General features: G+C 70.2%; 14 protein-coding genes and 1 tRNA gene. 6 read left to right on the top strand and 9 right to left on the bottom strand.

Features of this window, described 5'->3' with window-relative positions; translation table 11 throughout:
• Position 1: 1 nt before the first annotated feature.
• The 3 genes from C5E06_RS05035 to C5E06_RS05025 form a co-directional block, all read right to left on the bottom strand.
• A complete protein-coding gene (locus C5E06_RS05035) occupies positions 2 to 892 on the bottom strand; it encodes a PP2C family serine/threonine-protein phosphatase (RefSeq protein ID WP_258063054.1) in 891 nt (296 codons plus the stop codon).
• Positions 893 to 1,024: 132 nt separating this feature from the next.
• Complete coding sequence (locus C5E06_RS05030) at positions 1,025 to 2,797, bottom strand: ABC-F family ATP-binding cassette domain-containing protein (RefSeq protein WP_104306196.1); 1,773 nt, start codon at positions 2,795 to 2,797, stop codon at positions 1,025 to 1,027.
• A gap of 337 nt (positions 2,798 to 3,134) precedes the next feature.
• A tRNA-Glu gene (locus C5E06_RS05025) sits at positions 3,135 to 3,210 on the bottom strand.
• A 241-nt stretch (positions 3,211 to 3,451) separates the two neighbouring features.
• Between C5E06_RS05025 and C5E06_RS05020 the strand changes: the two genes are divergently transcribed.
• Positions 3,452 to 4,114, top strand: a complete 663-nt coding sequence (locus C5E06_RS05020) for an MBL fold metallo-hydrolase (RefSeq protein WP_104306195.1) — start codon at positions 3,452 to 3,454, stop codon at positions 4,112 to 4,114.
• A 52-nt stretch (positions 4,115 to 4,166) separates the two neighbouring features.
• Here C5E06_RS05020 and C5E06_RS05015 read toward each other — a convergent pair whose 3' ends face one another.
• The 4 genes from C5E06_RS05015 to C5E06_RS05000 all read right to left on the bottom strand — a co-directional run bounded on the left by C5E06_RS05015 (position 4,167) and on the right by C5E06_RS05000 (position 7,224).
• Entirely contained in the window at positions 4,167 to 4,448 is a 282-nt protein-coding gene (locus C5E06_RS05015) for a Rho termination factor N-terminal domain-containing protein (RefSeq protein WP_104298465.1), read from the bottom strand.
• A gap of 68 nt (positions 4,449 to 4,516) precedes the next feature.
• Entirely contained in the window at positions 4,517 to 5,398 is an 882-nt protein-coding gene (locus tag C5E06_RS05010) for an SDR family oxidoreductase (RefSeq protein ID WP_104240598.1), read from the bottom strand.
• A gap of 174 nt (positions 5,399 to 5,572) precedes the next feature.
• Positions 5,573 to 6,793 carry an MFS transporter gene (locus tag C5E06_RS05005; RefSeq protein ID WP_104306194.1) on the bottom strand — a complete coding sequence of 407 codons (1,221 nt, stop codon included), beginning with the start codon at positions 6,791 to 6,793 and terminating at the stop codon, positions 5,573 to 5,575.
• Positions 6,790 to 7,224: an Lrp/AsnC family transcriptional regulator gene (locus tag C5E06_RS05000; protein WP_104240596.1), complete on the bottom strand. Its 435-nt coding sequence runs from the start codon at positions 7,222 to 7,224 to the stop codon at positions 6,790 to 6,792. Before C5E06_RS05000 ends, C5E06_RS05005 begins: the two co-directional genes overlap by 4 nt.
• Before the next feature lie 79 nt (positions 7,225 to 7,303).
• Here C5E06_RS05000 and C5E06_RS04995 point away from each other — a divergent pair, with 79 nt between their 5' ends.
• Together C5E06_RS04995 and C5E06_RS04990 are read left to right on the top strand one after the other, a co-directional pair.
• The gene (locus C5E06_RS04995) at positions 7,304 to 8,131 is read left to right on the top strand and encodes an AzlC family ABC transporter permease (protein ID WP_104306193.1); all 828 of its coding nucleotides are present in this window, start codon (positions 7,304 to 7,306) and stop codon (positions 8,129 to 8,131) included.
• A complete protein-coding gene (locus C5E06_RS04990; RefSeq protein ID WP_104306192.1) occupies positions 8,124 to 8,447 on the top strand; it encodes a branched-chain amino acid transporter permease in 324 nt (107 codons plus the stop codon). The genes C5E06_RS04995 and C5E06_RS04990 overlap by 8 nt, the downstream gene beginning before the upstream one ends.
• A gap of 73 nt (positions 8,448 to 8,520) precedes the next feature.
• On the opposite strand, the gene C5E06_RS19205 is transcribed toward C5E06_RS04990, so the two are convergent.
• The gene (locus tag C5E06_RS19205; protein WP_181057770.1) at positions 8,521 to 8,667 is read right to left on the bottom strand and encodes a hypothetical protein; all 147 of its coding nucleotides are present in this window, start codon (positions 8,665 to 8,667) and stop codon (positions 8,521 to 8,523) included.
• Between the two features lie 98 nt (positions 8,668 to 8,765).
• On the opposite strand from C5E06_RS19205, the gene C5E06_RS04985 reads away from it, so the two are divergent.
• From C5E06_RS04985 to C5E06_RS19200, 3 genes are all read left to right on the top strand, one after another.
• Positions 8,766 to 10,232: a PLP-dependent aminotransferase family protein gene (locus tag C5E06_RS04985; protein WP_104240593.1), complete on the top strand. Its 1,467-nt coding sequence runs from the start codon at positions 8,766 to 8,768 to the stop codon at positions 10,230 to 10,232.
• A 3-nt stretch (positions 10,233 to 10,235) separates the two neighbouring features.
• On the top strand, positions 10,236 to 11,045 hold the full coding sequence (locus C5E06_RS04980) for a Cof-type HAD-IIB family hydrolase (RefSeq protein WP_104298459.1): 810 nt from the start codon (positions 10,236 to 10,238) through the stop codon (positions 11,043 to 11,045).
• A 107-nt stretch (positions 11,046 to 11,152) separates the two neighbouring features.
• Positions 11,153 to 11,290: a hypothetical protein gene (locus C5E06_RS19200; protein ID WP_160072589.1), complete on the top strand. Its 138-nt coding sequence runs from the start codon at positions 11,153 to 11,155 to the stop codon at positions 11,288 to 11,290.
• Between the two features lie 201 nt (positions 11,291 to 11,491).
• On the opposite strand, the gene C5E06_RS19780 is transcribed toward C5E06_RS19200, so the two are convergent.
• Entirely contained in the window at positions 11,492 to 11,797 is a 306-nt protein-coding gene (locus tag C5E06_RS19780; RefSeq protein ID WP_374953224.1) for an HNH endonuclease signature motif containing protein, read from the bottom strand.
• Positions 11,798 to 11,822: the final 25 nt, after the last annotated feature.

Raw genomic sequence — 11,822 nt, 5'->3', positions numbered from 1 at the left:
GTTACCTCGGCGTCGTGTCTTCGAAGGTGTCGTCTGCGGCCGGGGCTGCGATCGGCCCCGTCGTGACGGGCGGGGTCGCCGATGCCTGATCGGCGTTCGCGTACTCGGAGTCGATGACGACGACGCTCACGTTGTCTCGTCCGCCGACCTCGACGGCCGTCTGCACGAGCGTCTCCGCGAGGGTCAGCTCCGGTTCCGGATCGGAGTGGTACTCGAGCATGACCTGCGAGATCTGCTCGTCGCTGAGCTCCTTCGTGAGTCCGTCGGAGCAGACGAGGAAGACCTGATGGCCGTGCACGGGCATGAGCCAGATGTCGGCCTCGACGTCGCTCTCGGAGCCGACCGCCCGCGTGATGACGTTCCGGTCGGGGTGGATGAGCGCATCCGCTGCCGAGATGAGGCCCATGGCCACCATCTCCTGCACGGCGGAGTGGTCGACGGTCACCTGCACGAGCGCGCGACCGTTCCAGCCGTACACGCGGGAGTCGCCGACGTTGAAGATCATCCAGTGCAGCAGCTCGGCGCCGAGGTCGGCGAGGTCGACGAGGGCGATGCCGGACAGCGTGGTTCCCGCCACGGCGCCTGGCCCGTCGGCTTCGGTCACGAGGTCCTGCACGGCACGGTTGGCGCGGTCGATGGTGCGCAGCACGCGGTCCGGGGTTGCCGGCTCCTCGACCTGGAACTCCTCGTCGAAGGTCGCGACGACGGTCTGGCTCGCGCGGTCGCCGTAGGCGTGACCGCCCATTCCATCTGCGACGAAGAAGACGGGCATGCGCGCCAGCACGGAGTCCTCGTTCACCTGGCGCACGCTTCCGACGTCGCTGGCGGCGCTCACGCGCAGCGCGACGGCTTCCTCCGCGCGTGCGTACGACGAAGCCAGTTCAGTATTCACAAATAGCACCTCTGGAACTCTGCCCGGGTGGCCTGCCCCGAAGGCACACCTTGTACGCGTAGATCGCGCGTGCGTCCATTGTGGCATTGCGGCGGCGCTGCTGCGAGACCGGCCCGCGACACCGTCGGACTCTCACACCCCGTCCAGGATCGTGCCGAGCCGGTCGAGGCGGATGCGGCGCGTCACGCCGAGCCGTCCCAGGAAGCGCTCATCGTGGCTCACGACGAGCAGCGCGCCACGGTAGTCGCGCAGCGCGTCGACGAGCTGCGCCGTCGACTCCCGGTCGAGGTTGTTCGTGGGCTCGTCGAACAGCAGGAGCTGCGCGGGCGGGGTGGCGAGCAGCAGACGCACGAGGGAGACCCGGAAGCGCTCGCCGCCCGAGAGCGAGGAGACGGGCCGCTCGAGGACGGCGCCTCGCAGCAGGAACCGCGCGAGCTGGGCGCGGAGCTCCTGGGCGGCGGTCTCGGGGGCGGAGCGCTGCACGTTCTCGAGGACGCTCGCGTCGTCGTCCAGCCCGTCGAGGGGCTGGCGCAGGTATCCGACTCGGCTCGTGGACGCCGTGACCCAGGCTCCCCCTCGGGTCTCGATGCGCTCGCCGCCGGCAGCGGCACCGGCACCGGCACCCTCCACGCCGAGCGACTGCGCCGACGCGGCGATCGCGTCGAGGAGCGTGGTCTTGCCGGAGCCGTTCGGACCCGTCAGCGCGATGCGCTCCGGGCCCATGATGACCAGCCGCCCGGCGGCCTCGGGCCGCGCGGGTTCGGGCCGCGCAGGCTCGGGCCGGGCAGGCTCAGCGTGCGCCGGGCCGGGTTGCATCGGTTCAGCGCGCGCGGGGTCGGCGCGCGGCGCCGCCAGCTCGAGCGTCACGAGGCGGCGGGAGGTCGCGACATCCGGGTCCGGGAGGTGGATGCGGATGCTCGCGTCGTCCCGAACTCGCCCCTCGGCGAGCTCCACCGCCGCCTCGGCCCCCGCGAGGCGGGCGTCATGCTGGCTCCGGAGCCTGCCGGCGGAGACCTGCGCTCGCGCCTTCTGCCCGTTGAGGAGGATCTTGGGCGCGCGCTTGTTGGCCTGCGCCTTCTTCCCCGCGCGCAGGCTGCTCGCGATCTTCGCCTCGGCTTCGCGCCGATCGCGCTGCTCCGACCTCAGGGCGCTCTCCGCGGATCGGAGCGCCTGCGCGGCCGCCGCCTGCTCGCGCTCGAGCTGCAGCAGGTAGGCGCTGTACCCGCCGCCGGTCACCGCCAGCTCACCGCCCCTCACCTCGGCGATCTGGTCGACGTGCTCGAGCAGCTCCTCGTCGTGGCTCGCGATGACCAGCGTGCCTCGCCACGATTCGACGAGCGCCGCGAGGCGGTGTCGCGCATCCCGGTCGAGATTGTTGCTCGGCTCGTCCAGCAGCACGATGGGCGCCCTGCCGAGGCGGAGCCCGGCGATGGCGACGAGCATCGCCTCGCCGCCGGAGAGGCCGCCGAGGGTGCGCGTGAGCATCCCCTCGTCGAGCCCTATGGCGCGCAGCTCGGCCGCGGCGAGCGTCTCGATGTCCCAGTCGTCGCCGAGCACGTCGTAGTCGGCGGGGTCGACGGAGCCGCCCTCGATGGCGCGGAGGGCGGCGATCTTGCGATCGACGCCGAGGAGCGCGGCGACGGGAAGCTCCGTGTCGAGGGTCAGCTGCTGCGGCAGGTAGGCCACGTCCGCATCAGCTCGGACCGCGCCTCCCGTCGGCGCCAGCTCCCCCGCGAGCAGGCGCAGCAGCGTCGACTTGCCGCTGCCGTTTCGGCCCACGAGGCCGGTTCGCCCGGGCGGGAAGGCCCCGGTGAGCGCATCGATGGCCGGGGACCCGTCCGGCCAGCTCAGGCTGAGGCGGTCGAATGAGAGTGGGTGGTTGTTCTTCGGTGTCGTCTGAGACACGGTGCTCCCTGAAGGTTCAGTGCGCGCACTGACACCGGGAGCCTCAGGAGGTGGGTTCGACGGGCGTCAGCGCACAGCGTGCGGTGCGGGGGCGTCGAGAGTCTTCACCGGCCTGCCGATCTTCGGGAACAAGAACGCGAAGACTTTAGCACTGGACGCCGAGAACCGTCCGAATTCCCGAGAGCACAGCCGGGGCGCGCAGGCCCGGCGAAGCGCACAGAGCCCGGCCGGAATGAACAGAGCCCGTCCGGAATGAACAGAGCCCGTCCGGAATGAACAGAGCCCGTCCGGAATGCACGAAGCCCGGTGCGAGAGAATTCTCGAACCGGGCTTGTGTTGGTGATCCCAGCGGGATTCGAACCCGCGCTGCCGCCGTGAGAGGGCGGTGTCCTAGGCCGCTAAACGATGGGACCGTTTTGGCAACTCGGATATTCTGGCACACCGAGGAACGGCAAAGCAAATCGGGTTTTCGGAGTCGGCGCGTCGCCCGCCATTCCGGGCCACGACTCGGGCCATGCGCCAGCCGTACCGCCGGGCGCGCTGCCGGTCGATGATCCGTGGAACGGGCCACCCGTCGAGGAGTCCGTCAGCCACGAGTTGCTAGCGTTGCACTTCGTCTGGGCCTGCACGGGGCCGCCGCCACCAAGGGGGAACATGCGCCTCACCAAGCTCGAGCACGCCGCACTCTCGATCGAGAAGAGCGGCTCGCGTCTCTTCATCGACCCGGGCAAGTTCACGACCCCGATCACTGAGGCGGCCGGGACGGTCGCCATCGTCATCACGCACGAGCACGACGACCACTGGACGCCGGAGCAGCTGACGCGCATCCTGTCCCGGAATCCGAGGACGCCCATCTTCACCACGCCGTCCGCGGCGGAGAAGATCATCGCTGCAGACCTCCCCGACATCGGCGAGGTCATCGACGTCGCTGCCGGGGAATCGGTGCTGGTCGGGGGCTTCGACCTGCAGTTCTTCGGCGGCGAGCACGCCGTCATCCACAGCTCGATCCCCCGCATCGAGAACATCGGCGTGCTCGTGGAACGAGGCGCGCTCTACTACGGCGGCGATGCCTACGTCGCGCCGGAGGGGGTCGACATCGACGTGCTCGCGGTCTGCGCGAACGCGCCGTGGATGCGCCTCGCCGAGTCCATGGACTACGTCGAGCGGGTGCGCCCCAAGCGAGTGCTGCCCGTGCACGAGATGCTGCTGGCCAAGGTCGGCAAGACGCTCGCGGTCACGCGTCTGCGGGAATCCGCGGACCGGGTCGGCGCGAACCTCATCGACCTGCAGCCCTTCGAGACGCTCGAGCTCGACTGACGCCCGGCCCCGCTGAGCTGATGCTCTCCGGCCCGCACCGGTCGGCCCGGCGTCAGTGATCGCGGAGCAGGTCGATGAGCTCGCTCTTGCGCTTGCCGGAGTATCCGGTCAGCTCGAGCTCCTTGGCCCGCTTCCGCAGCTCATCGACGGTCCAATCCTCGTAGGAGCCGGCTTCCCCGCCCTTCTTGCCGACCTCGCTTCGCCCCTTCCGGGCGGCGGCGTTCGAGATCCTGGCGGCTTTCTCCTTCGAGTTGCCCTCGTCGCGCAGCTTCTCGTAGAGCTCTTCGTCCTTCAGGCTCGGCTGGTTGTCGGCGCCGGACTTCTTCTTGGCCATCGACTGTTCCTCTCGCTCGTGAGCTGACGCTCGCCCTGTGCTCGTGCCCGCTCGCTCGCGGTGCCCGCTCAGAGGTTCTTGCCGCCCGTGACGGCGATGATGGCGCCCGTCGTGTAGCTGGCGTCGTCGGAGGCGAGGTAGACGTAGGCGCCAGCGAGCTCGGCGGGCTGGCCGGCGCGCCCGAGTGGCGTGTCCTGCCCGAAGCTCGCGAGCTTCTCCTCATCCCACCCCGTGGCGGGGATGAGCGGCGTCCAGACTGGGCCGGGGGCGACGGCGTTCACGCGCACGCCCTTCGGCCCGAACTCCTTGGCCATGGACTCGGTGAGCGAGACGAGGGCCGCCTTCGTCATGGCGTAGTCGAAGAGCCCATCGCTCGGCTCGTAGCCCTGCACCGACGAGGAGAAGATGACGGATGCGCCGGGTGGGAGGTGCGACTCAGCTGCTCGGAGCGTGTAGATGGGCGCCTCGAGGTTCGTCGCGATCACGCGCCTGATCTCGTCGGTCGGGGTGTCGCCGATGCTCGTGCGGTCTCGCTGGTAGGCGGCGTTGAGGACCAGCAGGTCGATGCCCCCGAAGGCGGCGACGGTCGCGTGGACGATCTCGGCGCAGTACTGCTCGTTGCGCAGGTCGCCCGGCAGGAGGAGCCCGGTCTCGCCCGCCTCGTTGATGAGGCGCGCCGTCTCCTGCGCATCGGCTTCCTCCTCGGGCAGGTACGAGATCGCGACCTTAGCGCCCTCTCGGGCGTAGGCGATGGCGACGGCGCGGCCGATCCCGGAGTCTCCCCCGGTGATGAGCGCGCGGCGGCCCTTGAGCCTGCCGTGGCCGGTGTAGCTCCGCTCGCCGTGATCGGGGGCCGGGGTGGTCTCGCCCGTGAGTCCGGGCTGCTGCTGCCCCTGGCCGGGGAATCCGCTCTCGCGGAACAGGGAGCGGGGGTCGGTGAGTGCGGTCATCGTGCGCCTCCGTGGGGTCGGTCGTGCGTCGTGACTGGCGGGAGGCTCTCGTGACGAGGTGCGCCCCGGCCGGGACCGAATCAACGCTAGGGACCGAACGTGGGCATTCACTGACCAGCGGGTGCATGCGCTCCCAGCTTCTTGCGCGGCACGCGCCCCGACCTTCCCGCGCGGCTACCGCGTGCGCCGCACCCCGAACGCGACGATCGCCGCGCATCCGCTTGCCAGGACCGCAACCGCGACGAGCAGCGGGAGCATGCCGAAGGTCGGGGCGAGGGCGGAGAGGATGGCGGGCAGCGCGAAGCCGATGTAGGTGAGCGCGTAGTAGAGGCCGGTGAGTCCCGCGAGGTTGCGGCCGCCGGCTATCGCCTGCACCTCGACGAGCCCCGTGAGCATGCAGACGCCGTAGGAGCCGCCGAGGAGCACCCCGGCGGCGCAGGCGACGAGCGGAGACTGGACGGCGACGTTGGCGGCGACGAGGAGGGTCCCGACGGCCAGGAGCCCGAGCCCCACCGAACCGGAGGCTCCGCCGACGCGGGCGGCGATGCGCGGCACGCTCGGCTGGATGAGGAAGCCGACGGTGAGCGACACGAGCGTGAGGAGGGCCGCGAAGGCGATCTCGAGGCCCCCGAGCCGCTCGACGACGATGGCGGGCGACACGGCGAAGGCCAGCGCCGGGGCGGCGAATACCCACGGCGCCATGGGCACCACGACGGTGAAGAAGCGCCGACGATGCTCGGGCGCGATGACCACATCCACGAGCGGGCGACGCTCACGTCCCCTTCCCTGCGGGCCAGATCGATCGCCGGCGGTCTCGATGCCGCGAGCCAGCGCGACGGCTGCGGCGCTCGTCAGGACGAGCTGCACGACGTAGGGCGTGATGGTCGGCCACGGGGCCCACTGGGCGAGCACTCCGGCGGCGACCGCGCCGAGCAGGAAGCCCGCCGTGATGGTGAGGGATGCGCGTCTGGCGGTGACGGCTGGCGGCACGGTGCCGGTCGAGAGCTCGCGGATCCACGTGGTTCCGACGACCATCGCGACGGCCACGGAGAGGCCGGAGAGGAGGCGCCCGATCATCATGGCGGTGGGGCTCGCGCTGCCGAGAGCGAGCACGACCGCGGCGACCACGCTCAGGACCACGGAGACCGCCATGAGGGGCTTCCGCCCGAAGCGGTCGGAGAGGGAGCCGGCGATGAGGAACCCGGGAATCAGCCCGATGATGTACGCGCCGAAGAAGAGGTCGACCTGCAGGGCGGAGTAGCCCTCGACCTTCCGGTAGAGCAGCAGGAGCGGGGTGAACTGGTTGCCACCCCACGCCATCATGAGCACGGCCGGCGCGGCGGCGAGCCACGAGCGCTTGCCGCGCGCGGCAGACGCCGCCGTCGGCTGGGTCATCCCTTGAGCACCTTCATCGTGAAGTGCGAGGTCACCCGGTGGACGCCGGGGAGGCGCCACATCTTCTCGCGGAGCAGCTTCTCGAAGCTCTCGAGGTCGGCCACCTCGACGCGGATCGCGTAGTCGGGCGAGCCGAACATGCGGCGAACCTCGGTGACCTCGTCGAGCTCGACGGCCTGCGACTCGAACGCCTCCACCGTGGCGTGCGCCTGGCTCGTGAGGTCGACGTCGATGAGCACCTTGAAGGCGCGTCCGACCCTGTCGGGGTTCACCTCGGCGTGGTAGCCGAGAAGGACCCCGTCCTCCTCGAGGCGGCGAACTCGGCGCAAGCAGGGCGCCGGGGTGAGCCCCACGCGCTGCGCGAGTTCGGCGTTCGTCAGTCTGGCGTTTCCCTGCAGTTCGCGCACGATTGCGCGATCGATGGTGTCCACACTTGATTATTGCCGAATGTGGCACCAGGGGGCACGCATCCGCTCTCGGAATGCGTGGCTTCCGTGCCAAGATCTCCGCATGACCACCGCAGATCCAGAAGCGCGCGGCGCCCGCCCGCCGGGATCCGCGGCGCCCCAGACGGACCCTGCCGCGGATCCAAGCACGGGAGCGCTCTTGGGGCTACCCGCCGAGATCCCGGCGACTCGCGGGGAGCGCATCCGGGCCGGACTGCGCGACTCGCTCGCCGCGGGGCTCGGGGTGGTGCCGCTCGGCGTGGCGTTCGGCGTGCTGGTCCTGCAGGCAGGCCTGCCCTGGTGGGTCGCCCCGTCCCTGTCGGTGTTCGTGTACGCGGGTTCGATCGAGCTGCTCCTCGTCGGGCTCATCGCCGCGGGCACGCCCATCGCGACGATGGCCCTCACCACGTTCTTCGTCAACTTCCGCCACGTGTTCTACGCGTTCTCGTTCCCCCTGCACCTCGTACGGGGCCGGCTCGCGCGCCTCTACTCGATCTGGGCGATGACCGACGAGGCCTACGCGATCGTCACGCCCATCCCCCGCGAGCAGCGGTCCGCGACGCGACTGCTCACCCTGCAGCTCGCCCTGCAGACGTACTGGGTCGGCGGGGGCCTGCTCGGGGTGGCACTCGCGAGCGTCCTCCCCGGCGAGATCAAGGGCCTCGAGTTCTCGCTGTGCGCGCTCTTCACGGTGCTCGCCCTCGACGCGATCCGCTCCCGTGACGACGTGCCGTCGCTCCTCATCGCCGGCCTGAGCGTCTCTTTCGGGCTGCTCTTCGTGCCAGGGGCGCCCCTCTTCGCGGCGCTCATCCTCTTCGCCGTCGCGCTCGCGGTGCGCGCGCTCTTCGCCGCGAGGCGAGACCGCACGGAGGCACCGGTGAGCGATGTTTGACGCCTGGTGGTTCGTTGTCGCACTCGCGGTGTGCGGCGGCATCACGTTCGGGCTCCGCGCCCTGCCGTTCGTCGCGCTCAAGCCGCTTCGCGACTCCAAGACGGTCCAGCGACTCTCGGTCTGGATGCCCGCGGGAATCCTCGCGATCCTCGCCGCCGTCACCTTCAGCGACTTCGCGAGCGAGCCGCGCACGGCGCTCTGGGCGGCGCTCGCGCTCGCCGTGACGGTGGGCGTGCACCTGGGCTTGGGGCGCAGGACGCTGCTCAGCGTCGGACTCGGCACGGCGACCTTCGTCGTGCTCGTCAACCTCTTCTAACCTCTTCCAGTTTCCCGGGCGCTTCCCGTTTTTCCGAGCCCGGGTCCAGCGGGCACTCCGAGGGCGCCGCTCGCTACCTCGGCTGGCGAGTGTCGTAACTGGACTGGAACGCGCGGTGCCCGTAGCCGTCGCGCAGCATGACGACGAGGGTCGCGGTCACTCCGGCAACGGCGATGGCGGCGACGACGATTCCTGTGATGATGAGCGTGATGAGTTCCATGGGGCCACCTCCGTGACGGTCGACGAGTACTGCAGATAGGCACATCCAATCGCCACATTGGCCTGGCCGTCGCGGTCCACTTGGCGCATACTGGACCCATGGAGTCGACATCTGGTTCTCGCATATCCGCACGCACGCTGCTCTCCTTGGCTGGTGAGCTTCGTGACGACTCGTCCGCCTACGAGGCCCTCGCGGAGCGCATCCGCCTGTTGATCGTCGATGGGCGCATCCCGGTGGGGACGCGCCTGCCCTCGGAGCGCGAGCTGGCTGTGCAGTCCGGGCGCAGTCGCACGACGATCGTGGCCGCCTACCAGTCGCTGCGCGACAGCGGGCATGTGCTGAGCCGGCAGGGTTCGGGGAGCCGGGTGACGCTCCCCCGCCTCGGCAGGCAGGATTACCGCCCGAGTGGCGAGGGAGAGAACTTCGGGGTCGATTTCGCTCGCGCGGTGCCGCCGCCCGTCGAGGGGCTGGCCGAGATCATCGCGGACGCCGCGAGCTCGATGCCGCTTGCGCTCGGCGCCCCCGGTTTCGACCTCCTCGGCACCCTGTCGCTGCGCTCGGCGATCGCCGAGCGCTACACGGCGCGCGGGCTGCCGACGACGCCCGAGCAGATCATCGTGACGATGGGCGCCCAGCACGCGATCTCGCTGACGGCCCACACGCTCCTCACGCGCTCGGATCTCGTCCTGGTGGAGTCGCCCACGTATCCGCACGCCTACGAGGCGATGCGCCGCGCGGGCGCTCGACTCATCGCGACGCCGGTGACCACTGGCGGCTGGGAGATCGAGCACGTCATCGAGACGATCGAGCGGATGCGCCCCGCGCTCGCGTACCTCATCCCCGATTTCCACAACCCGACGGGCGCGTCGATGCGGCCGGAGGACCGGGTGCGCGTGACGGAGGCGGCTCGGGCGGCCGGCACGATCCTCGTCGTGGACGAGACGACCGCGGACCTGTCGATCGACCGGCCGTGGGACGACGGCCCGTTCGCTCGTCACGCGCGCGGCGCGTCCCCGTTCTCCGGCTCGGGGGTCGTGACGGTCGGCTCTCTGAGCAAGGCGGCCTGGGCAGGCCTGCGCATCGGGTGGATCCGCGCCGATGCAGCTCTGATCCGCCGCTTCGTGCAGGCGCGTCCGGCCGGCGATCTGGGGACGCCGCAGATCGAGCAGCTCCTCGCGGAGCGTGTCGTGCGGGCGCTTCCGGAGCTGCTGCCCCGGCGGCGCGAGCAGATGCGCCTGCACCGTGACGCCCTGCACGCCGCGTTGAGCCTCCACCTGCCGGAGTGGCACGTGCCGTGGCCAGACGGTGGGCTGTCGATGTGGGTGCACCTGGCGCAGCCGGCGAGCTCCGCGATGACGTCCCTGTCGGAGGCGCGCGGCCTGGCCCTGGTCGCTGGTCCGAAGTTCTCCATCGACGGAAGCCTCGAGCGGTTCCTTCGGGTGCCGTTCACAGCACCGGTCGCCGATCTCGAAGCTGGCACGCGGATCCTCGCCGAATCCTGGGCGCAACTCTCGGCGCGCGACGTGCGATCGATGGCGGATACGCGTCTGCCTGAGATGGTGTAGTCCATGGTTCTCTTCCTCAGCGACATCGACGGCACGCTGCTCAGCGCTCAGCGCACGCTCTCTCCACGGACGATCGCGGCGATCGAGGCGGTGCGAGCGGCCGGCCATCACTTCGTGCTGTGCTCGTCCCGGCCCCCGGAGTCGATGCGGGTGCTCGAGCGCCTGTACGGCGGCATCGGCTCGCCGCTCGTTGCCTTCAACGGCGGGCTGGTGCTGTCCGGCGACGGCGAGGTGCGACACGACGTTGCCATCTCGGCCGCTGATGCGCGCTTCATCGCCGATCACTGCGAGGCGAGCGGCTTGCACGCGAGCTTCTTCGCCGGCGAGCACTGGTATGCGTGGGGTGAGGACGAGTGGACGGACCGGGAGCGCACCCACACGTGGGTGTTCCCGGAGCCTGCCTCGACGTTGGAGTTCGTCGCCTCTGGCGGTGTGGATGTGACGCCGCCGCACAAGGTGATGTGCATGGGTGACCCTGCCCTGGTCGATGCGCTGGAGGCGGCCCTCGCGGACCGTTCGGGCGTCGTGACGTACCGATCGAAGGACACGTACCTGGAGATCGCGAACGCAGCGTGCTCGAAGGGCACGGGCCTGCTCGCGGTCGCTGACCTGCTGGGGGTGGCGCGGGAGGACCTCTACTACTTCGGCGACAACTTCAACGACCTGCCGGCCTTCGAGGTCGTCGGCCACCCGATCGCCGTTGCGAACGCCCGCCCGGAGGCGCTCGCGGTGGTGGAGTCGGTGATTCCGAGCAACACCGATGACGGTGTCGCGGTGTTCCTCGAAGATTGGCTCGCCGGAAGCGCGGGTTGACCCGGCGCGACCAGTCCACTGACCTTCGGGTGGACCGCGACACGCCCGGGCGTCTCCGATTGGATTGCGGTATCCGGTGTTTGCCGGCAGATCACGGAGGTGGACTCATGGAACTTCTCGCTCTTGGTATCGGGGTTGTGGCGGTTGTCGCCTTCGCGGCGGAGACTGTTCGCGCCGTCCGCAAGGATGGGTACGCGCAGCGCCCCACGCGCTTCGGCTACAACACTCGTCAGCCGCAGCTCTAGCAGCAGCTCTCGTCGCAGCTCTCATCGCAGCACTTCATCGCACTGCTGCGCTCTCTCGATTGAGAGGGCTTGGGAGGGTCTTGGTGAGCAAACGGTGCCGCCCTGGTCTTCGTGACCACGGCGGCACTTTCGCGTTTGCGCGCCCTAGCGGGGCCCTCTGAGCCGCGCCGCTCCTCTCCGCGCTTGCCACCCTGGCCGGTCTCAGGGTCTTCGGTTGAACTGCGGTCGGGCGGCCTGGGTGTCGCTGGGTGCGTATCCGCGGCGGCGGACGGTTCTGGGCGGTACGTGGCGTCCGAGCGCGGGTGCGACGTGCCAGCGTCCGTTGCTGCTGCGGGTCAGGGTGAGTCTCTCGCGGTGCACTTCGTGGTGGTGGAAGGAGCACAGCAGGATGCCGTCTTTCGCGTCGGTTGGTCCGCCTTCGCTCCAGGGGAGGGCGTGGTGCACTTCGCACCAGCGGACTGGTGCGCTGCATCCGGGTGCGCGGCATTGCCGGTCGCGGGTCGCGATCGCCCGCCGTTGGGCTGTGGTGAAG

Origin of the sequence: Pseudoclavibacter sp. RFBI5, from assembly GCF_002931395.1 — a bacterium.
In the GTDB taxonomy this organism is placed as follows: Bacteria; Actinomycetota; Actinomycetes; order Actinomycetales; family Microbacteriaceae; genus Pseudoclavibacter.
The sequence above is the reverse complement of the archived record's forward strand: the minus strand, read 5'-3'. Positions and strand labels throughout refer to the sequence as shown.